The sequence below is a fragment of the Rhizomicrobium sp. genome, assembly GCA_037200385.1.
Classification (GTDB): Bacteria; Pseudomonadota; Alphaproteobacteria; order Micropepsales; family Micropepsaceae; genus Rhizomicrobium.
Genome location: JBBCGL010000001.1, coordinates 3,409,417 through 3,430,746 on the forward strand (window position 1 = coordinate 3,409,417; position 21,330 = coordinate 3,430,746).

General features: G+C 67.5%; 18 protein-coding genes. 10 read left to right on the plus strand and 8 right to left on the minus strand.

The features are described 5' to 3' along the window. Nucleotides 1-35 precede the first annotated feature (35 nt). Nucleotides 36-1,961 (minus strand): molecular chaperone DnaK, encoded by a 1,926-nt coding sequence (gene dnaK / locus WDM91_16270; protein ID MEI9996152.1) that lies wholly within the window; start codon nt 1,959-1,961, stop codon nt 36-38. Between the two features lie 275 nt (nt 1,962-2,236). Between dnaK and WDM91_16275 the strand changes: the two genes are divergently transcribed. Next, entirely contained in the window at nt 2,237-3,271 is a 1,035-nt protein-coding gene (locus WDM91_16275) for a hypothetical protein (protein MEI9996153.1), read from the plus strand. A 1-nt stretch (nt 3,272) separates the two neighbouring features. Here WDM91_16275 and WDM91_16280 read toward each other — a convergent pair whose 3' ends face one another. Both WDM91_16280 and ribA read right to left on the minus strand, forming a co-directional pair. After that, the gene (locus WDM91_16280) at nt 3,273-3,761 is read right to left on the minus strand and encodes a TspO/MBR family protein (GenBank protein MEI9996154.1); all 489 of its coding nucleotides are present in this window, start codon (nt 3,759-3,761) and stop codon (nt 3,273-3,275) included. Between the two features lie 107 nt (nt 3,762-3,868). After that, nucleotides 3,869-4,966, minus strand: coding sequence for a GTP cyclohydrolase II (gene ribA, locus WDM91_16285; protein MEI9996155.1), 1,098 nt, complete (start codon nt 4,964-4,966; stop codon nt 3,869-3,871). Nucleotides 4,967-5,037: 71 nt separating this feature from the next. Here ribA and WDM91_16290 point away from each other — a divergent pair, with 71 nt between their 5' ends. Continuing rightward, a complete protein-coding gene (locus WDM91_16290; GenBank protein ID MEI9996156.1) occupies nt 5,038-5,721 on the plus strand; it encodes a response regulator transcription factor in 684 nt (227 codons plus the stop codon). Nucleotides 5,722-5,859: 138 nt separating this feature from the next. Then, a complete protein-coding gene (locus WDM91_16295; protein MEI9996157.1) occupies nt 5,860-6,909 on the plus strand; it encodes a DUF2807 domain-containing protein in 1,050 nt (349 codons plus the stop codon). Nucleotides 6,910-6,918: 9 nt separating this feature from the next. Here the strand turns inward: WDM91_16295 and mutS are convergent, their stop codons facing one another. After that, nucleotides 6,919-9,657: a DNA mismatch repair protein MutS gene (gene mutS, locus WDM91_16300; protein MEI9996158.1), complete on the minus strand. Its 2,739-nt coding sequence runs from the start codon at nt 9,655-9,657 to the stop codon at nt 6,919-6,921. Between the two features lie 101 nt (nt 9,658-9,758). Between mutS and WDM91_16305 the strand changes: the two genes are divergently transcribed. Further along, the gene (locus WDM91_16305) at nt 9,759-12,011 is read left to right on the plus strand and encodes an NADP-dependent malic enzyme (GenBank protein MEI9996159.1); all 2,253 of its coding nucleotides are present in this window, start codon (nt 9,759-9,761) and stop codon (nt 12,009-12,011) included. Here the strand turns inward: WDM91_16305 and WDM91_16310 are convergent. Together WDM91_16310 and WDM91_16315 are read right to left on the minus strand one after the other, a co-directional pair. Next, nucleotides 12,008-12,409, minus strand: a complete 402-nt coding sequence (locus WDM91_16310) for a type II toxin-antitoxin system VapC family toxin (protein ID MEI9996160.1) — start codon at nt 12,407-12,409, stop codon at nt 12,008-12,010. The genes WDM91_16305 and WDM91_16310 overlap by 4 nt on opposite strands. 1 nt (nt 12,410) lies before the next feature. Then, nucleotides 12,411-12,650 (minus strand): AbrB/MazE/SpoVT family DNA-binding domain-containing protein, encoded by a 240-nt coding sequence (locus tag WDM91_16315; GenBank protein MEI9996161.1) that lies wholly within the window; start codon nt 12,648-12,650, stop codon nt 12,411-12,413. Nucleotides 12,651-12,715: 65 nt separating this feature from the next. Between WDM91_16315 and WDM91_16320 the strand changes: the two genes are divergently transcribed. The 3 genes from WDM91_16320 to WDM91_16330 all read left to right on the plus strand — a co-directional run bounded on the left by WDM91_16320 (nt 12,716) and on the right by WDM91_16330 (nt 15,408). After that, on the plus strand, nt 12,716-14,134 hold the full coding sequence (locus WDM91_16320) for a M20 family metallopeptidase (GenBank protein ID MEI9996162.1): 1,419 nt from the start codon (nt 12,716-12,718) through the stop codon (nt 14,132-14,134). A 129-nt stretch (nt 14,135-14,263) separates the two neighbouring features. Next, the gene (locus WDM91_16325) at nt 14,264-14,905 is read left to right on the plus strand and encodes a hypothetical protein (protein MEI9996163.1); all 642 of its coding nucleotides are present in this window, start codon (nt 14,264-14,266) and stop codon (nt 14,903-14,905) included. Continuing rightward, on the plus strand, nt 14,902-15,408 hold the full coding sequence (locus WDM91_16330) for a L,D-transpeptidase family protein (protein ID MEI9996164.1): 507 nt from the start codon (nt 14,902-14,904) through the stop codon (nt 15,406-15,408). The genes WDM91_16325 and WDM91_16330 overlap by 4 nt, the downstream gene beginning before the upstream one ends. Here the strand turns inward: WDM91_16330 and WDM91_16335 are convergent. Beyond that, nucleotides 15,398-16,072, minus strand: a complete 675-nt coding sequence (locus WDM91_16335) for a YggS family pyridoxal phosphate-dependent enzyme (GenBank protein MEI9996165.1) — start codon at nt 16,070-16,072, stop codon at nt 15,398-15,400. The genes WDM91_16330 and WDM91_16335 overlap by 11 nt on opposite strands. Here WDM91_16335 and WDM91_16340 point away from each other — a divergent pair, their 5' ends adjacent. Continuing rightward, nucleotides 16,073-16,765, plus strand: coding sequence for a thiamine phosphate synthase (locus WDM91_16340; protein MEI9996166.1), 693 nt, complete (start codon nt 16,073-16,075; stop codon nt 16,763-16,765). A 22-nt stretch (nt 16,766-16,787) separates the two neighbouring features. Here WDM91_16340 and WDM91_16345 read toward each other — a convergent pair whose 3' ends face one another. Then, entirely contained in the window at nt 16,788-17,984 is a 1,197-nt protein-coding gene (locus WDM91_16345) for a hypothetical protein (protein ID MEI9996167.1), read from the minus strand. A 225-nt stretch (nt 17,985-18,209) separates the two neighbouring features. Here WDM91_16345 and WDM91_16350 point away from each other — a divergent pair, with 225 nt between their 5' ends. Together WDM91_16350 and leuS are read left to right on the plus strand one after the other, a co-directional pair. Then, complete coding sequence (locus WDM91_16350) at nt 18,210-18,650, plus strand: DUF3576 domain-containing protein (protein MEI9996168.1); 441 nt, start codon at nt 18,210-18,212, stop codon at nt 18,648-18,650. An 85-nt stretch (nt 18,651-18,735) separates the two neighbouring features. Beyond that, nucleotides 18,736-21,273 (plus strand): leucine--tRNA ligase, encoded by a 2,538-nt coding sequence (leuS, locus tag WDM91_16355; GenBank protein ID MEI9996169.1) that lies wholly within the window; start codon nt 18,736-18,738, stop codon nt 21,271-21,273. Nucleotides 21,274-21,330: the final 57 nt, after the last annotated feature.

Consider the following 21,330-nt stretch of genomic DNA (forward strand, 5'->3'; position numbering starts at 1 on the left):
GCTGCGACACGCCGGGCCCCGTTGGTATCAGACGCTTACGCGTCGTCCTTCTTGTTGTCGTCGACCTCGGAGAACTCCGCGTCCACGACATTGTCGTCGGCCTTGTTCCCGGCACCGTCGGCCGCGGCATCCGCCGCGGCGGCACCGGCCTGCTGCGCCTTGTACATCGCTTCGCCCAGCTTCATCGAAGCCGTCGCCAGCGCCTGCGTCTTCGCCTTGATGTCCTCGGCGTCGTCGCCCTTCAGCGCTTCCTTCAGCGACGCGATGGCGTTCTCGATCGCGGTGCGCTCTTCGGCGCCGACCTTGTCGCCATGCTCGGACAGGGCCTTCTCGGTCGAATGGACCAGCGCATCGCCCTGGTTCTTGGCTTCGACCGCCTCACGCCGCTTCTTGTCCTCGCCGGCATGGGCTTCGGCTTCCTTGACCATCTTCTGGATGTCGGCGTCCGACAGGCCGCCGCTGGCCTGGATGCGGATCTGCTGCTCCTTGTTGGTCGCCTTGTCCTTGGCCGTCACCGACACGATGCCGTTGGCGTCGATGTCGAAGGTGACCTCCACCTGCGGCACGCCGCGCGGCGCGGGCGGGATGCCCATCAGGTCGAACTGGCCGAGGATCTTGTTGTCGGCCGCCATCTCGCGCTCGCCCTGGAAAACGCGGATCGTGACGGCGGTCTGATTGTCCTCCGCGGTCGAGAAGATCTGCGACTTCTTGGTCGGGATCGTGGTGTTGCGGTCGATCAGCCGGGTGAACACGCCGCCCAGCGTCTCGATGCCGAGGCTCAGCGGCGTCACGTCGAGCAGCAGGACGTCCTTGACCTCGCCCTTCAGCACGCCGCCCTGGATCGCGGCGCCGATGGCGACCACCTCATCCGGGTTGACGCCCTTGTGCGGCTCCTTGCCGAACAGCTGCTTCACGACTTCCTGGACCTTGGGCATGCGGGTCATGCCGCCGACCAGGATCACTTCGTCGATCTGGCTCGCGGTGACGCCGGCATCCTTCAGCGCCGCCTTGACCGGCCCGACCGTCTTCTGGATCAGGTCGTCGACCAGCGCTTCCAGCTTGGCGCGCGTGATCTTGATGGTGAGATGCTTCGGCCCGCTCGCGTCCGCCGTGATGAAGGGCAGGTTCACTTCGGTCTGCTGCGCGGACGAAAGCTCGATCTTCGCCTTCTCGGCCGCATCCTTCAGGCGCTGCAGGGCGAGACGATCCTGGCGCAGGTCGATCCCGTTCTCCTTCTTGAACTCGTCGGCCAGATAGCCGACCAGCCGCTGGTCGAAGTCCTCGCCGCCGAGGAAGGTGTCGCCATTGGTCGACTTCACCTCGAACACGCCGTCGCCGATCTCCAGCACCGACACGTCGAACGTGCCGCCGCCCAGGTCATAGACCGCGATGGTCTGGCCGGCGCCCTTCTTGTCCATGCCATAGGCCAAGGCGGCCGCGGTCGGCTCGTTGATGATGCGCAGGACTTCGAGGCCCGCGATCTTGCCGGCGTCCTTGGTCGCCTGGCGCTGGGCGTCGTTGAAATAGGCGGGGACGGTGATCACGGCCTGCGTGACCTTCTCGCCCAGATGCGCCTCGGCGGTCTCCTTCATCTTCTGCAGGATGAAGCCGGAGACTTCCGACGGGCTGTACTTCTTGCCGTCGCGGCCCTGGACCCAGGCGTCGCCATTGTCGGCCTTCACGATCTTGTACGGGACCATGCCGATGTCCTTCTGGGTCATCGGATCGTCGAACCGGCGGCCGATCAGGCGCTTGATCGCGAAGAAGGTGAATTCGGGATTGGTCACGCCCTGCCGCTTGGCGGGCTGGCCGATGAGGCGCTCGCTGTCCTGGGCGAAGGCCACGATGGAGGGCGTGGTGCGCGCGCCTTCCGCATTCTCGATGACTTTGGGGGCGCTGCCCTCCATGACCGCGACGCACGAATTCGTGGTGCCGAGGTCGATACCGATAACTTTAGCCATGTGTTCCTTCCTTTGTGGCGGACGGTTTTCCTGGCCTTCCTAAGAAGCGCCCTCCGGGCCGTCCCCTGAACTGGAAAACCACGGCGAAAGCCTGGAAAAAGGCCCTTACCGTGTCAGGGGCTATATAGGGACGGCGCTCCGGTACGGCAAGAGACGGAACAAGCTGATTCGCCATCGGTTGCCTGCGAGCCGGAAATTCCAAGGCCTTCAAAGGGCTTCTAATCCTTGAGGTTTTCGGCATAACGACAGGCGAAATCTGGGGTGTGCGACCGGTCATGGCAAGGGTGTTCAGTCTGCTGACGGTCGTTCTGGCGCTTGCCGCCTGGCCGCCGACGTCCGCTGCGCCGGCGCTGCATGCCATGCCGCCCCAGGCCGCCATCGCGCCGCTGGACCGCCCGCCGCCCGGCGCGGAGGTCGTGACCGTCGGCGTCTATCCGACCGTGGTCGACGACCTCAACATCGCGGCCAGCACCTATGACGTGGTCGCCTATGTCTGGCTGCGCTGGAAGGGGCCGCTCGACCCGACCGACGGGCTCGAATTCGCCAATGCCAGCGAGCGGCAGAATTTCGTCCAGCACAAGCTGTTCGCGGCGCCGCGCCGCCTGGCCGACGGCAGCGCCTACCAGCTCCTGCAGATCCATGGCCGCTTCTTCCAGCCCTTCAGCCTGGTCGATTTTCCTTTCGACCGGCAGACCCTGACCATCGCCGTCGAGGACGAGATCAATGCCCGCCACCGCATCGTCTATGTCCCCGACCTGAAGGATTCCGGCTTCGGCGCGGCGCTGCAGGTCCCGGGCTGGCGCATGCTGGGCTGGAGCTCCGAAGCGACGGTGCAGGACTATGCGACGCATTTCGGCGCGCCGGAGATCGCGGGCGGGACGCAGCATGCGGGGCTGCGCTTCGCCATCGCGATCGAGCGCCGCGCGAGTTTCTTCCTCTGGAAGCTGTTCCTGCCGCTGCTGATCGTGCTGTGCGCCAACTGGCTGGCCTTCCTGGTCAAGCCCGACCTGGTCGACGTCCGTACCGCGCTGACCGCGACCTCGCTGCTCACCCTGGTCTTCCTGCAGAAATCCTATTCCGACGAGTTGCCGGAGATCGGCACGCTGGTGCTGATGGACAAGATCTACGCCGTTGCCTACCTGCTGGTGGTCGCGACCCTGGCGCAAGTCGTGGCGATGGCGCTGTGGCAGAGGAAGGAAACGATCACCGAGGCGCGCGTGATGCGCACCGACCGGCGGAGCCTCGCCGTCCATGTGGCGTTCTTCGCCGCCGCGGTCTCGGTGCTGCTGCTGTCGGTGGGGCGAGGCTAGCTCAGTTCAGCTCCCAGATCGCGGCATTGAGCATCGCGGCGAAGCTCACCCAGGCGATATAAGGCACCATCAGCCATGTCGCGATGCGGTCGTAGCGGGCGAAGGACGCGGCGGTCCAGAACAGCAGGATCAGCAGCACGCAGATCTCGATCAGGGCGGCGCCGGTCGCATGCGCGCGAAAGAAGAGGAACGACCACGCGAGGTTGAATGCAAGCTGGACATAGAACAGCGCCAGCGGCCGCGACCGGCCGCCGGCGACGCGCCACACACGCCATGCCGCCACGGCCATCATCAGATAGAGCAGCGTCCAGACCGGCCCGAACACCCAGTTCGGCGGATTGAAGCTCGGCTTGGTCAGCGTCGCATACCAGCCCGTCACTTCGGGCGCCGTGACGATGCCCGCGACCGCACCGACGCCTAGCGTCGATAACGCGAAGAGCGCCAGGACGCCATACCGACGCCGGTCCGGCGCATGATCGATGAAGGTCATGCCGTATTCTCCGCGTCCCTTCATGTTGAACGCGGCTCGTGCGAGAGAGTGGCAGCGCCGGCGCGATATATCGCCGAGCCGCGCCATGTCCGCCGCCAGCGGCACACTCAGAGCAGATGACCTGCCTTCTCGGCCTTCGTCCGCAGATAGGCGCGGTTGTGCTCATTCTCCGGGAAGGCATGCTTCACGCGGGTGGTCACCGCGACACCGGCCGCCTTCAGCGCCGCGACCTTGTCGGGATTGTTGGTCAGCAGCCGCACCGAGCGGTAGCCGAGCAGCTTGAGCATCTGCGCTGCGAGCCCATATTGCCGCTCATCCGCCGCGAAGCCGAGCCGCTCATTGGCCTCGACCGTGTCGAACCCCTGATCCTGCAGGCGGTAGGCACGCAGCTTGTTGATCAGCCCGATGCCGCGGCCTTCCTGCGCCAGATAGAGCAGCACGCCACCGCCTGCCTTGGAGATCGCGTCGATGGCGCCGCGCAGCTGCGAGCCGCAATCGCATTTCAACGAGCCCAGCAGATCGCCGGTGAAGCACTCCGAATGCAAGCGCGTCAGCACGGGCTTGTCGGTCGGCGGCGCGCCGATCACGATCGCATAGTGCTCCGGCCCGCCATCCTCGGGGCGGAACGAGATCAGTTCGGTCTTCTCCGCGCCTTCCAGCGGCACACGGGCGCGCGCGACGATCTTCAGGGTGCGCACAATCTCGTCGTCATAGGCGAAGATGTCGGCGGCGCCGAGCGTCACGACGTCCTTCGGCGCATTGCGGGGACCGACGATCAGCGCCGCGGGCAGGAGGCCGGCGAGCTTGGCCAGCTTCACCGACGCGGCGGCGGCCCGCGGCAGGGCATCGCGGATGGCCTCGAACGGCCCCTTCAACGGATAGCTCAGGTCTTCGGTCGGATCGGCGATGGCGCGCAACCTTGCGAGGTCCATTTCCGGCGGCACGCCCAGCGCGACCACGTCCGGTGTGTAGAGGCGGATCTTCAACGTCCGGGCACGGGCATGGGAGAGCACCAGGCGCGGCCGCCCAGCCTGCAGCGCCTTCAGCGTTTTCGGGGCCAGGGTCTCGACGGCATGGGCGAGGACGGCGCCGCCTTCGCCCTTTATCGCGACGGGGCGGCCGCGCCGGAAGGCATCGACCGCGACGATCACGCGGTCGACGGGCGAGGAGGGCGGGGTTTTGGACGGGCGTGACGAAGGCTTCATCTGCTTTCCACATACACCCGGTCCGCAAAACCGGGTAGAGTCCTGCCGCCCCGCTTACCTTTCGGACGGACATGCCCAGCGCCAAGCGCGTTCTTCTGGTCGACGACGATGCGATGCTGCGAAGCTCGCTCGCCGAACAGCTCGCCAGTGAAGGCCCCTACACCATCGTCGAGGCGTCCAACTGCGCGGAGGCACGCGACCGCGCGGCAGAGGGATTGTACGAGTTCATGATCCTCGATGTCAGCATGCCGGACGGCGACGGCCGCGCCTTATGCCGCAGCTTCCGCGACGGCGGGGTCACCGCGCCGATCATCCTGCTGACGGCCGCCGACAGCGATGCCGACGCCATCGAAGGCCTGGAATCCGGCGCCAACGATTATGTCACCAAGCCCTTCCGCTTCGCGGTGCTGATGGCGCGGGTGCATGCGCATCTGCGCAGCCATGGCCAGAGCGAGGAGGCGGTCTACCGCATCGGCCCCTATACCTTCCGGCCCAGCGCCAAGGTCCTGCTCGACCCGGCGGAGAAGAAGATCCGGCTGACGGAAAAGGAGACCAATATCCTCAAATTCCTCTACCGCTCGGGGGAGACGGTGCCGCGCGAGACGCTGCTGCATGAGGTCTGGGGCTACAATCCGGCGGTGACCACCCACACGCTCGAAACCCACATTTACCGTCTGCGCCAGAAGATCGAGGCCAATCCCGGGCAGGCGCGCATCCTGGTGACCGAAAGCGGCGGCTATCGCCTGATGCCGTGAAAACGGACACTTAGGACTAGTTTGTTCCCCTTCCGTCCACGCAGGGCGGCCTCGCAAAAATAACGTTCATGCGCCACTAATGGGGACACCCTATGTGTCCCCTTGAGACGACAACAACGCCCCTGGAGGGCGAGTGCCATGCGGAACAAGACAAGCTCGATGCTGATCGGTGCGGCGGTGGCCGCGCTCCTGGTCCTCCCGGCCGCGGCGGGCGATCCGGGCTGGGTCACCTGGCCCACCAAGAGCTTTCCCACGACCGCGCTGCGGGTCGAGGACATCATCGGCAATGTCCGGGTCAATGTGCAGAACGGGCCGATGAAGGTCGACGTCTCGGGCCCCAAAAATTTGATCAGCGGCGTCTCGGTGCGCGCCGACGGCAATGTGCTGCGCATCTCGGGCAACGAGACCGACAGCTACAATGTGTGGGACTGGCGCAGCTGGTTCGACTTTTCGCACATCCATGACGACCACTCGGGCAAGCTCTACATCAAGGTGACCGTGCCCAAGGGCGGTGATGTCCGGGTCGAGGACATGATCGGCGACACGACGGTCGGCGACACCTATGGCGTCATCCGGCTGGAGACCACCGCGGGCAACGCCACGGTCGGGCGGGTGCGCGAGGCGCATGTCATGATGGCCGGCTCGGGCAAGACGTCGATCGCGGATGTCGCGGGCGATCTGCGCCTGGAGATCGCGGGCTCCGGCCACGTCACCGCCAGCCATGCCGGCAGCGTGAGGGCCGAGATCTACGGCTCGGGCGATGCGCAGGTCGGCTCAATCACCGGCGGCGTGCATATCGAGATCGCCGGTTCGGGCGACTTTACGGCGGCCAGGGTCAACGGGCCGGTGAGCATCGACATCGCGGGCTCGGGCAACGTCAAGATCGCCGACGGCGTCGCCGATCCGCTGCGGGTCGATATCGCGGGCGCGGGCGACCTGTATTTCGGCGGCGTCGCGGTCAATCCGTCGATCAGCGCGCTGGGCTCGGGCAACGTCCACATCAAGGCCTATCGCGGCAAGCTGTCGAATGACGGCATGGCGAGCGTCATGATCGGCGACCGCATTCCGCCGGTGCCGCCGATGCCGCCCGTCCCCGGCATTCCCCCGGTCCCGCCCGTGCCGGGTCACGCCGCCCAACCGCCCGCACCGCCGGCGCATCACAGCGACGATGACGACGACGACAATTGAAGCCATTCGCTAACGGGCAAGCAGCTTCTTGAGGGCATAGAGCTGCTCCAACGCTTCGCGCGGCGTGAGCGTGTCCGGCTCGATGGCGCGCATCGCATCCTCCACGCCGCTCGTCTCTTTTCGGGCTTCGGCGCTTGAGGCCGAGAAGAGCGGCAGGTCGTCGATCCGGGCGAGCGGCTTGTGGCCCTCACGGCCGTCCTCCAGCGCCTTGAGCACCTCCTCGGCGCGGCCGACCACCGCCGGCGGCAGCCCCGCGAGCTTGGCGACATGGATGCCGTAGGAGCGGTCCGCGGCGCCCCGCGCCACCTCATGCAGGAAGACGATGCTGTCGTTCCATTCGCGGACCCGCATCGTCACGCAGGCGAGCGACGACAGGCGTTCGGCCAGTGCCGTCATCTCGTGATAATGCGTCGCGAACAGCGCACGGCTCCTGTTCTTCTCGTGCAGGTGCTCGGCGCTGGCCCAGGCGATGGCGAGGCCGTCGAAGGTCGCGGTGCCGCGCCCGATCTCGTCGAGGATGACGAGGCTGCGCTCCGTCGCCTGGTTGAGGATGGCGGCGGTCTCCACCATCTCGACCATGAAGGTCGAGCGGCCCGCGGCGAGATCGTCGCCCGCCCCGACGCGGCTGAACAGCCGGTCCACCACGCCGATATGTGCGCTGTCGGCCGGGACGAAGGCGCCCGCCTGGGCGAGGATCGCGATCAGCGCGTTCTGCCGCAGGAAGGTCGACTTGCCCGCCATGTTCGGACCGGTGACCAGCCATAGCCGTCCGATGCCGCCCGGCGACAGGTCGCAATCATTGGGCACGAAGGGATGCGCGTGATCGCCGGCCAGCGCGGCCTCGACCACGGGATGGCGGCCGCGGACGATCTTGAACGCGGCGCTGCCGTCGATCGTCGGCCGGACATGGCGGCCGGCGACGGCAAGCTCGCCCAGCGCGGTGTCCACGTCGATCACCGCCAGCGCGCTCGCCACCGTGCCGAGCGCGGCGGCGCCGTCCACCGCCAGCGTCACCAGGCGGTCGAACAGCTCGCGCTCCAGCGCCAGCGCCTGGTCGGCGGCCTGGCTGATGCGCGTCGCAAGGGTTGCGAGCTCGTCGGTGGTGAAGCGCACCGCGCTGCCGATGGTCTGGCGATGGCGGAACAGGGCGCGGTTGTCGCCGGCCTGCAGCTTGTCGGCATGCTGCGGCGTCACCTCGATGAAATAGCCGAGCACGCCATTGTGCTTGATGCGCAACTGGCCGACGCCCGACTGGTCGCGATAGCGCGCCTCCAGGCCCGCGACCACGCGGCGGGATTCGTCGCGCAGCTTGCGCACCTCGTCCAGCGGCGCATGCACGCCGCCCGCGATGAAACCGCCGTCGCGGGCGAGGAAGGGCGGCTCGGGCACCAGCAGAAGGTCGAGCTGGTCGGTCAGGCGCGAGGCGTCGGCGACCCCCTCGGCGAGGTCGCGGCAGGCCTGGCGCAATTCGCCGGGCGCGGGCTTCAGCGGGTCGTCGAGCTTGAGCCGGGCGCGCAGGGCGCGGGCGCAGCGTATGCCGTCGCGCAGGTTGGCGAGGTCGCGCGGGCCGCCGCGGCCGACCGAGAGGCGCGCCAGGGCGCGCGCGATGTCGGGCGCGCGGCGCAGATCGTCGCGCAGCACCCGGCGCAGCTCCGCGTCCTCGGCGAAGAACGCGACCGCATCGTGACGCGCCGCGATCGCCGCCACATCGGTGAGCGGGGCGGCGAGCCGGGTGCCCAGCTCGCGCGCGCCGGCGGCGGTGACGGTACGGTCGACGACGGCAAGGAGGCTGCCCCTGCGCTCGCCCGCCAGGGTCTGCGTCAGTTCGAGATTGCGCCGTGTCGCCGCGTCCAGCCCCATGAAGGCGCGCGGCGCGATGCGCGACAGCGTGCGCAGGGCCGGCAGGTTGCCCCTCTGCGTCAGATCCAGATAAGCGATCAACGCGCCCGCCGCCGACAGCTCGGCGCGGCCGAACGCGCCGAACCCGTCGAGGCTCTGTACCTTGTAGTGCGCCTTCAGGGCGCGTTCGCCCGTGCCGGAGTCGAATTTGAGCGACGGCAGCGGCGATAGCGCCGGACCGAACGCCTTGAGGACGGGCGCGAGGGTCTCGTCGGCCAGCAGCGCGTCGGGCACCAGCAGCTCGCGCGGCGCCACGCGCGCCAGTTCGGTGGCGATCTCGCCCGGCTCGACCGCCGCGACGCTGAACGTGCCGGCCGAGATGTCGGCCGCCGCGATGGCGAAGGCGCCGCCCGCCCGGCCCAGCGCCGCCAGCGTGTTCGCCGACCGCGCCTCCAGCAGCGAATCCTCCGTCAAGGTGCCCGGCGTCACCAGCCGGATGACCTCGCGCTTGACCACCGATTTGGCGCCGCGCTTCTTCGCCTCGGCCGGATCCTCGATCTGCTCGCAGACCGCGACGCGGAAGCCCTTGCGGATCAGCTTCTCGAGATAGGCTTCCGCGGCGTGAACGGGCACGCCGCACATCGGGATGTCGTCGCCCTGGTGCTTGCCGCGCTTGGTCAGCGCGATGTCGAGCGCTTCCGACGCCCGTACCGCGTCTTCGAAGAACAGCTCGTAGAAGTCGCCCATGCGGTAGAACAGCAGATAATCGGCCTGGGCGGCCTTGATCGCCAGATATTGCGCCATCATGGGTGTCGCGCCCTCAGGCGCGCCATGTGGCGAAGATGCGCCCTCAGGCGCGCCATGTGGCGAAGATGCACCGTCCTGCGTGTCGGGGGACTGCTCGTTCATGGCACTGACATTATCATGCCGCATCGCTCACCCAGTATCAGGCATTGAAATGCCTGCCCCCAAAGGGGGATATTCTGTGGATTGGTTTCAACGGTAACAACATGTCAAACAGCAAACGCCCCTCTTTCACCAAGGAGGAGGCTCTCGCCTTCCACTCCCAGGGCAAGCCCGGCAAGCTCGAGATCACGCCGACCAAGCCGATGGCGACGCAGCGCGACCTGTCGCTCGCCTATTCGCCCGGCGTCGCGGTGCCGGTGCTGGCGATCGCCGAGAATCCGGACCTCGCTTATGAATACACTTCCAAAGGCAATCTGGTGGCGGTGATCTCCAACGGCACCGCGATCCTCGGGCTCGGCGATCTCGGCGCGCTCGCCTCCAAGCCGGTGATGGAGGGCAAGGCGGTGCTGTTCAAGCGCTTCGCCGACGTCGATTCCATCGACCTGGAGGTCGACACCTCGGACGTCGACGCCTTCATCGCCGCGGTGCGCTATCTCGGCCCCTCTTTCGGCGGCATCAACCTGGAGGACATCAAGGCGCCGGACTGCTTCGTCATCGAGGAGCGGCTGCGCGAGATGATGGACATCCCGGTGTTCCATGACGACCAGCACGGCACCGCGATCATCTCCACCGCCGGCATCATCAATGCGATGCACCTCACGGGCCGCAAGATCGACGATCTCAAAGTGGTGGTGAACGGCGCCGGCGCGGCGGGCATCGCCTGCCTGGAGCTGCTCAAGTCGATGGGCCTGCCCAACGCCAACGCGATCCTCTGCGACTCCAAGGGCGTCGTCTACCGCGGCCGCACCAACGGCATGAACCAGTGGAAGAGCGCCCATGCCATCGACACCGATGCGCGCACCCTCGCAGACGCGATGAAGGGCGCCGACGTGTTCCTCGGCCTTTCGGTCAAGGGCGCGGTGACGCAGGAGATGGTGATGACGATGCGCAAGGCGCCGATCATCTTCGCCATGGCCAATCCCGATCCCGAGATCACGCCCGAAGACGTCAAGGCGGTGCGCTCCGACGCCATCGTCGCGACCGGGCGCAGCGACTATCCCAACCAGGTCAACAATGTGTTGGGCTTTCCCTACATCTTCCGCGGCGCGCTGGACGTGCGCGCCAGGACCATCAACGAGGCAATGAAGATCGCCGCCGCCGAGGCGCTGGCCGAGCTGGCCCGCGAGGACGTGCCGGACGAGGTCGCCGCCGCCTATCGCGGGGCACGCCCGGAATACGGTCCCGAATACATCATCCCGGTGCCGTTCGATCCGCGGCTGATCAGCCGCGTCTCGCGCGCCGTGGCCGAGGCTGCGATCAAGTCCGGCGTGGCGCGCCGCGAGATCAAGGATCTCGACGCCTATTCCTTCCAGCTCTCGGCGCGGCTCGATCCTTCGGCGGCGCTGTTCCAGCGCATCACCGCCAGCGTGCGGGCCAATCCCAAGCGCGTCGTGTTCGCGGAAGGCGAGGAGGAATCCGTCATCCGCGCCGCCGCGGCATTCCAGAATTCCGGCCTCGGCAAGGCGATCCTCGTGGGCCGCGAAGAGGTCATCAAGAGCGGCATTCGCCGCGCCGGCATCGAGGAGCATACGCTGGAGATCCGCGTGCCGCATTCGGCGCAGGAGGCGCAGCCCTATATCGAATTCCTCTACAAGCGGCTGCAGCGCAACGGCACGCTCTATCGCGACGCGGTGCGCATGGTGACCAACGACCGCAACGTCTATGCCTCCTCGATGCTCGCCATGGGCGATGCGGATGCGATGGTGACGGGCGCGACGCGCAACTATGCGGCGGCGCTCAACGACGTGCGCCTGGTGCTCGATCCGCCCAAGGGCGAGCGGCCGATCGGCGTGATGCTGATCTTCGCGCGCGGCCGGCTGGTGTTCGTCGCCGACACCTCGGTGCACGAAATGCCGACCAGCGAGCAGCTCGCCGACATCGCGGTGCAGACCGCCGGCGTGGCGCGGCGCTTCGGCTTCACGCCGCGGGTCGCGATGCTGGCCTCTTCGACCTTCGGCTTCCCGCGCTCCGAGCGGTCGGAGCGCATCGTCGAGGCGGTGCACATCCTCGACAACCGCGGCGTCGATTTCGAATATGACGGCGAGATCGCGGTCGACGTCGCGCTGGACCGGGAGAAGATGCTGCTCTACCCGTTCTGCCGCCTGACCGACACGGCGAACGTCCTGATCATGCCGGCGATCCATTCGGCGGCGATCTCGACGCGCCTGCTGTCGCAGCTCGGCGGCGTCACGATGATGGGACCGCTGCTGGTGGGCCTGGAGAAATCGGTCCAGATCGCCCCGCTCGGCGCCAAGATGAGCGAGATCTACAACGCCGCGGTGGTCGCGGCGCTTTAAGGGGCGACGAGGCGCACCGACGGAAAATAGGTCCTGTAGCGGGCGTGATCCCGGGTCAGAAGATCGTAGCCCCGGATCGCGGCATGCGCCCCGATGAAGAAATCGGGAAGCGGCGAGCGTTTCTCGCCGCGATTCTTGCGATAGGTCCGATAGGCCTTGCCGGCGAGGAACGCGGCCTCGTAAGGAATCTCCTCGCGCGCGAATATGCCGGGAATGGCGATATGCGCGTCTTCGAACCGGGGAAATCCGACGGACACTTCTGCGAAGATGATCGGATTGATCACCAACAGCCCGCGATTTGCGGCGTCCCGCAGGGCCTTGTCGGATTGCGCCGCCCATACGGACTGCACCGCAAGGACATCGATCAGAATACTGCTGTCGACCAGGATGGAAGGCACGTCAGCCGCGCGTGAGCTTCATGATCTGCTCCGTCGTCATGCCGGTGATCCGGGGGCCTTTCTTCATCTGCTCGATGAGTTTTTCCCCCCGGCTTTTCGCCTTGCCGCGGTCCTTCGCCGGCACGATTTCGAAATTGCCCTTGGTATTGCGGACAAAATCGACTTCGGTGTTCGGCATGAACCCGCCTTCTTCGCGGACCCGCGCCGGGATCGTGACTTGGCCTTTGCTGGTGATGCGCATGGCGATTTCCTTTTCTTACCTGCCAAAGTAATACTATCGCGGCAAACGGACAAACGCGGCACCTCATGACCAGCGCAAAAATTCCGGCCTTCCTCGAACATATCTGGGAAGACGACATTCTCCCCACGCTGACCGACTACATCCGCATCCCCAACAAGTCGCCGCATTTCGATCCCGACTGGGAGGTGCACGGCCACATGGAGCGTGCCGTCGCCCTGTTCGAAGCCTGGGCCCACAAGAAGCTCGGCAAGATCGCGGGCGCCGCGCTGGAGGTGGTGCGCCTCAAGGGCCGCACGCCGCTGATCTTCATGGAGATCCCGGGCGAGGCGAAAGGCACGGTGCTGCTCTACGGCCATCTCGACAAGCAGCCGGAGATGAAGGGCTGGACCGAAGGCACCGGGCCGTGGACCCCCGTCACCAAGGACGACAAGCTCTATGGCCGCGGCGGCGCCGATGACGGCTATGCGATGTTCGCCTCGCTGGCGGCGATCCTGTCCCTGCGCGAAGAGGGCAAGGCGCATGCGCGCTGCGTGATCTGCATCGAGGCCTGCGAGGAATCCGGCTCCTACGACCTGCCTTTCTATATCGATCATCTCGCAGACCGCATCGGCACGCCCGACCTCGTCGTCTGCCTCGACTCGGGCTGCGGCAATTACGACCAGCTCTGGCTCACGACGTCGCTGCGCGGCATCGCGATGGGCAATCTCACCGTGCGGGTCCTGACCGAGGGCGTGCATTCGGGCGATGCCAGCGGCATCGTGCCCTCCTCCTTCCGCATCGCGCGCGGCCTGCTGTCGCGCATCGAGGACGAGGCGACGGGCATCATCAAGCTCGACGAGCTCTATGTGCAGGTGCCGCCGGACCGCCTCGAACAGGCGCGCGCCTCGGCGCAGATCCTGGGCGACGCGGTCTACACCAAGATGCCGCTGGCCGGCGGCACCAAGCCGATGGCGAGCGACCTGACGGAGCTGATCCTCAACCGCACCTGGCGGCCGCAGCTCGCGGTCACCGCGATGGACGGCTATCCGCTGCCCGAGAACGGCGGCAATGTGCTGCTGCCCTACACTACCGCGAAACTCAGCGTCCGCCTGCCGCCGACCTGCGACGCCGAGGCGGCGATCAACGCGCTCAAGAGCACACTCGAAGCCGACGCGCCCTATGGCGCCGAGGTGCGGTTCGACGCCGATGCCGGCCAGACGGGCTGGAACGCGCCGGCGCTGGCGCCCTGGCTGGCGGCGTCGCTCAAACGCGCCAGCGAAAGCCATTTCGGCAAGCCGGTGGCGTTCATGGGGGAAGGCGGCTCGATCCCGTTCATGGCGATGCTGGGCGAGAAATTTCCCGGCACGCAGTTCGTGGTGACCGGCGTCCTGGGGCCGCACTCCAACGCGCACGGCCCCAACGAATTCCTCCACATCCCGACCGCCAAGAGGGTCAGCGCCTGCATCGCCGCGGTGCTCGCCGACCACGCGGCGCGGGCGGGCTGACGCCGCGCCGATTCCGTCTTCCGTTTGCGGAGCCGGCGGCCTCTGCCCGGCAATATCTGCCGCCGCGGGTGTCGGGACACCGGCATCCGGCGGCTTTGCCGCTGGCAAGGCTCTTGCTCTTTCCCGGGCATGGCCTTCGTCAATTTCTCCGCCCATGCGGTCAATCCCACCGCCGCCGGCCCTGCCGCCGCGGCGGCGAGCGCGGCCGCGTCGACGGACCCGGACGATCACGGCTTTTCGTTCGCCGACGCGCTCGACATCGTCAATCCGTTGCAGCACATCCCGGTCGTCAGCACGCTCTACCGCAAGATCACCGGCGATCAGATCAAGACCTTCCCCAAGCTCGCGGGGGACACGCTCTATGGCGGCGCGATGGGCTTTGCCGGTTCGCTGGCCGACTCGATCTTCACGAAGATCACCGGCAAGAGCTTCGGCGACACCGCGCTCGCCTATGCGCAGCACCTGCTCGATTCCTCAGCGCCGGCCACCGGCGTCGCTGAAGCCGCGCCCGCCGCCAAGGCCCAGCCGATCGACACCACCGCCACGCCGGTCGCATCGACGGCACCGGCGCTGTCCGCACCCGCCGAGGTCCAGCCGGCGGCGCTCGACACGCTCATGGTGCCGGGACAAGACACGCTCATCCAGGCGCTGGCCGGCAAGGATTCGGCTCTCAGCGTCGCCCTGCGCGCCACGGAAGCCTATCGCCGCTCCCTCAATGTCGTGCCGCAGCCGGTGCCTCCGCCCGCGCTTCGCGCTAGCCTGGCGGAATGAATCTCGGCGTTACGCCAAGCGGCCGCGAAGCCGTCCTCGAGTGTGCCGGCCGGCGCTACCGCGCCGCCGTCGGGCGCGGCGGCATCGGCGCCAAATCGCGCGAGGGCGATGGCATCACGCCGCTCGGCCGCTTCGCGGTCCGCCGCATCCTCTATCGCGCCGATCGTCTCGTCGCGCCGCATACCGGCCTGCCGCTCGCCGCGTTGACGCCGCAAGACGGCTGGTGCGATGCGCCGGACGATCCGGCCTACAACACGCAGATCCGGCGCCCCTTTGCCCCCAGCCACGAAGCGCTATGGCGCGACGATCCGCTCTACGACCTGGTCGCCGTGCTCGGCTTCAATGATGCCCCGGTCGTGGCCGGGGCGGGCAGCGCGATCTTCCTGCATGTCGCGCGCGCCGACTACGGCGCGACCGAGGGCTGCATCGCGCTGGTGCGGGACGATCTGCTCGCGGTGCTGGCGCGGCTCGCGCCCGGCGACACGCTGAGCGTCAGCCCTTAGGGCGTTCGCCGAAGATCGCGCTGCCGACCCGCACATGGGTGGCCCCGAAGCGGATCGCGGTCTCGAAATCGCCCGACATCCCCATGCTGAGCAGGGGCAGGCCGTTCTCGGCGGCGATCTTGTGCAGCAGCGCGAAATGCGGCGCCGGCGCTTCGGCAGCCGGCGGAATGCACATCAGGCCCTCGAGCGGCAGTCCCAGCTTGCGCGCCAGCGCTATCAGCCCATCGGCCTCGCGCGGCGGCACGCCGGCCTTTTGCGGCTCCTCGCCGGTGTTGACCTGGATGAAGAGGAACGGCGCCCGTGCGCTGCGGTCGAGCTCGCTGCGCAGCACCTCGACCAGTCGGGGCCGGTCGAGCGTGTGGATCGCATCGAACAGCGCCACCGCCTCGCGCGCCTTGTTGCTTTGCAAGGGACCGATCAGGTGCAGCTCGATATCGCCATAGGCCTCGCGCAGCGCCGGCCATTTGCCTTGCGCTTCCTGCACGCGGTTCTCGCCGAACACGCGCTGGCCCGCGACCAGTGCCGGCGCGATGTCCTCCGGCCCATGCGTCTTGCTCACCGCGATCAGGGTGGTGGACGGCGCGGGCCGGATCGCCGCCTTTCGCGCCGCGTCGATGCGCGCGACAATGGCCGACAGGTTCTCGTTGATTTGCTCGGGGGTCATGTGGCCGACACTCTCACGCGACGCATGCTGGCAAGGCAAGCGGCCCGGCTCAATGTCGCGTGCGGCATGGCGGGCCTGCTGCCGCCGCTCGCGCTGCTGACGGATGACGAGCGCCTGCCCGATCCTCTGGCCGCCGCCCGCGCGCTGCCGAAGGGCTCCCTCATTGTCGTCCGCGCCCGCGATCCCGCCCGCCGCGCCGCGTTGCTCGACGCGATGCCGCGCGATCTCGTCCGCCTCGTCGCGGACGATCCGCGCCTGGCGGCGCAGGCCGATGGCCTGCATCTGCCGCAGGCTCGTGCCGGCGAGGCTGGCCATTGGCGCGCCCGCCATCCGCGCTGGCTGATCACCGCCGCGGCGCATGGCACGGTCGCGCATGATCCATATCTCGACGCGGTCTTCCTCTCACCGGTCTTTCCGACGCGCTCGCATCCCGGCCGCGCCGCCCTCGGCGCCGTCCGCGCCAACGCGATGGCGCGCGCCTGCGGCCTGCCGGTCTATGCGCTTGGCGGCATCGAGGCGCAGAATGCGCAGCGGCTGCACGGCTTTGCCGGCATCGCGGCGATCGGCGCGCTGGCGTTTTCCTCCCCCGTGGTTACGGGGGAGGGGGACCATCGCGCAGCGATGATGGAGGGGGGAGCCATCGGGTCCGCCTCCTCCGTCTCGCCGCTACGCGGCGAGCCACCTCCCCCGTAACAACGGGGGAGGAAAAGATCGTTCAGATATTCACCACCGCGTGCAGGAACACCGCGTCCATCTCCACCCGCGGCGCGCCGTTGTAGAACGTACCGATGTCGCGCGTGTAGTGCAGCTTCTGCCAGCCGCCGCTGAGCTGCAGATTGGCGTTCACCGCATAGGCCGCATCGATCTCATAGGCATGCACGCCCAGATCGGCGAGGCCGAGCGCGCCGTCGGCATTGCCGGTGCCGAACTCGCCGCCCAGCGACCAGGCGCCGCGCGACAGCACCGTGCTCAGATGCAGGCTCCGCGTCGCGCCGGACGCCAGCGCGTTGTTGATGTCGAAGGCATAGGTGTTGGCCTGGCGGAAGGCGCCGCCGACCGCGAGCTTGGTGTCGTCGTCGATGTCCCAGTCGGCTTCGCCGCCCGCGCCCCAGTCGGTCAGCCCGGCATGGCCCACCGTCTTGCGATCGCCATGCCCGACCGTGATGCCCGCATAGGCCTGCAGGGTGATCGGCCCGAAGGAATCCGAATAGTTCAGCGCCCCTTCCCACAGGCTCTTCTGCCGGTTCGGCCCCGCCGGCCCATTGTTGAGGAACGGCAGGACGTCCTTGCCCTCCGACGGCGTAAAGGACGCCGCCAGCTGCACCCCGAACAGGCGCGGCGTATAATAGGAGACCTTGGCGTAGTTGAGCGACGACTCGACCGCGCTGTTGAGCGCGAACACGTTGATGAAGGCCGCACCGGTCGACGGATCGCGGAAGAAGGTCGCGTTCGGATTGTCGATCGTGACCTCGCCGTTCACGACGGGGCCGGTGACCGCGAGCGCGTAAGCCGCGCCGTCCGTCATGCCGACATCGATCCGCCCCAGCCCGGTCTGCGCCGTGCCGTAGAGCTTGGCGAGCAGGTCGCCGCCGTAATTGTCGCTCGAGAGATCGTCGTGATAGAGCTCGAACGTCCCTTTGACCGCGAGCGACAGGCCGCTGTCATAGTCGCGCTGCAGGCTGGCCTTCAGCGCGGCAGCGCCGGTGGCGCTGACCTTGCCGAACGGCCCTGACGGCTGGTCGGCGTCGAACGCGCTGCCATAGGCCTGCCCGCCGACCGAATAGGCCAGGTCGCCGGCAAAACCGGTCAGCGGCGCCACGCTCCAATCGTCCCAGGCGGCGGCGGCCGGGCTGCACAGCACGGCGCCCAGCGCGGTCCCAAGGGCCAGCCTGCGGCCCAGCGAATTCCTCATGCGCAAACGATCCCTCACCGGCCGCGGCCTTTTGCCTGTCATAGCACAGCATCCCGGATTTCGGGTTAAGCGCCTGTCAGGACGTTAATAATCGCCGCGTAAGCCCGGTTGCGCCCCCGGTAAGACCCTTTTATAAGCGCTGCCTTGTGGGGGGCGTAAAAGAGGGGCTCCCCAAGGACGCGCGAACGCGCTGTCTTTGGCAGCACCAACAACGAAAGCGGTCCCATGCGAGTTCTTTCCGTCCTGGCCTTGGCCGTCATCCTGGCCGGTTGCAGCTCGGACAACACGATGCCCGACAACAGCAGCGGCGCGACCGCGATCTCCGCGAACTCCGGCGCGCGCACCCTGGGCGTGAATTCCTATCTGTGGCATGCGACGCTGGACACGCTGTCCTTCGTGCCGCTGGCCTCGGCCGATCCGTTCGGCGGCGTGGTGATCACCGAGTGGTATTCGCCGCCCCAGACCCCGACCGAGCGCATGAAGGTCACGGTCTACATCCTGGACCGCAACCTGCGCGCCGATGGCCTCAAGGTCGCGGTGTTCCGCCAGACCAAGGCGGCGGACGGCTGGGCCGACGCCACGGTGTCGAACGACACCGCCGTGAAGCTGGAGGACGCGATCCTGACCCGTGCCCGCGAGCTTCGACTTGCGAGCGAAGGCAATTAATCTCGAGCAAATCGCTGTAGCCTGATCCCACGCCGGAGGCCTCAGCGGCCTCATCGTAAAGCGGCGGCAGAGGAAGAGCGAAGCGATGGCGCGGTACAACGCCAAGGAATCGGAACCGAAATGGCAGGCGGCGTGGAACGCGCGCCAGTCCTTCCTCACCTCGACCGACCATTCCCGGCCCAAATGCTATGTGCTCGAGATGTTCCCCTATCCGTCGGGGCGCGTGCACATGGGCCATGTGCGCAACTACACGATGGGCGACGTCATCGCGCGCTTCCGCCGGGCGCAAGGGTTCAACGTCCTGCACCCGATGGGCTGGGACGCCTTCGGCCTGCCGGCGGAGAACGCGGCGCGCGACGGCGGCATCAATCCGCGCGAATGGACCTATGCGAATATCGACGCGATGCGCGCCGAGCTGAAATCGCTGGGCCTGGCGATCGACTGGAGCCGCGAATTCGCGACCTGCGACCCGGACTACTACAAGCACCAGCAGAAGCTGTTCCTGGATTTCTACGCCGGCGACCTCGTCTACCGCCACGAGGCGGACGTCAACTGGGATCCGGTCGACATGACCGTGCTCGCCAATGAGCAGGTGATCGACGGCAAGGGCTGGCGCTCCGGCGCGGCCGTGGAGCGGCGCAAGCTGAGCCAGTGGTTCTTCCGCATCACCCGCTATTCCGAGGAATTGCTGCGCGCCCTGGACCAGCTGGAGAAGTGGCCCGAGAAGGTCCGGCTGATGCAGAAGAACTGGATCGGCCGCTCCGAGGGCTTGCGCTTCGCCTTCGACCTGTCGAACCTGACCGCGCTCGACGTCTTCACGACGCGGCCCGACACGCTGTTCGGCGCCAGCTTCGTCGCGCTCTCGCCCGATCATCCGCTGACGGAGGAATTGGCGAAGACAGATCCGAAATTGCGCGACTTCATCGCCGAGTGCCGCCGCACGGGCACGGCGGAGGCCGAGATCGAGACGGCGGAGAAGCTGGGCTACGACACCGGCCTGACCGCGTCGCATCCCTTCGATCCCGACTGGAAGCTGCCGGTGATGGTCGCCAATTTCGTGCTGATGGGATACGGCACCGGCGCGATCTTCGGCTGTCCGGCGCATGACCAGCGCGACTGGGATTTCGCGACCAAGTACCGCCTGCCGATCCTGCCGGTCGTGGCGCCCGAAGGCGCGGCGGATGTGGACGTGAGCACCGAGGCCTATGTCGGCCCCGGCCGGCTGGTGCATTCGCGCTTCCTGGACGGCATGGATGTCGAGACCGCGAAGCGCGAAGTCGCCGCCCGCCTGGAAGCGGCGGGCAAGGGCCGGCGCACGGTGAATTACCGCCTGCGCGACTGGCTCGCCTCGCGCCAGCGCGCCTGGGGCTGCCCGATCCCGATGATCCATTGCGCCGCCTGCGGCGTGGTGCCGGCGCCCGAAAGCGACCTGCCGATCAAGCTGCCCGACGACCTGGACTTCTCGGTCAAGGGCAATCCGCTGGACGCGCATCCCACCTTCAAGCACACGACGTGCCCGTCTTGCGGCGGCGAAGCGCGGCGCGACACCGACACGCTCGACACCTTCGTGGATTCGTCCTGGTATTTCGCGCGCTTCGCCGATCCCTTCGCGGCCGATCCGGTGAACCGCGACGCGGTGAACTACTGGCTGCCCGTGGACCAGTATATCGGCGGGATCGAGCATGCGATCCTGCATCTGCTCTATGCCCGCTTCTTCACCCGCGCCATGCACGCCACGGGCTGGGCGAAGATCGACGAGCCCTTCGCCAGCCTGTTCACCCAGGGCATGGTCTGCCACGAGACCTATAAGGGCCATAATGGCGGCTGGATCGAGCCGGCCGAGGTCGAGAAGCGCGGCGACCGGGCGTTCCTGAAAGGCACCGATACCGAAGTGACGGTCGGTCCTTCGGAGAAGATGTCGAAGTCCAAGAAGAACGTCGTCGCGCCCATGGGCATGATCGACGCTTACGGCGCCGACGCGATCCGCTGGTTCATGCTCTCGGATTCGCCGCCGGAGCGCGACGTCGACTGGTCGGAATCGGGGGCCGAGGGCTGCTGGCGGTTCGTTCAGCGCATCTGGCGCCTGGTGAGCGAAGCCGAAGGCCTGCCTGCGCCGGGCACCAAGGTCGGTGCGGCATCCGGCGACGCGCTGGCGCTGCGCCAGGCGACGCATCGCGCCATCGCGGCGGTGACCGACGACCTGGCGAATCTGCGCTTCAACCGCGCCGTGGCGCAGATCTACACCCTGGCCAATGCGATCCAGGATGCGCCGAAGGCCGACGCCGCGGTGCGCCGCGAGGCGCTCGAGACCATCGTGCTGCTGGTCGGCCCGATGATGCCGCATCTGGCGGAAAGCTGCTGGGAGGCCCTGGGCCATGCCACGCTGCTGGTCGATACGAAATGGCCGGATTTCATCGCGGCGCTGACGCAGTCCCAGACCGTCACGATCGCGGTCCAGATCAACGGCAAGCGCCGGAGCGAGATCACGATCGGGATCAATGCCGACGAGGCCGCGGTCCGCAGCGCCGCGCTGGCGGAAGAGGGCATCGTCCGCGCCCTGGACGGCAAGACGCCGAAGAAAGTCATTGTCGTCCCCGGCCGGATCGTGAACATCGTCGCATGAGACCGCGCGCTTTGCATGTCGCATTTCGGTTTACCTCCCCCAACGGGGGAGGTCGGA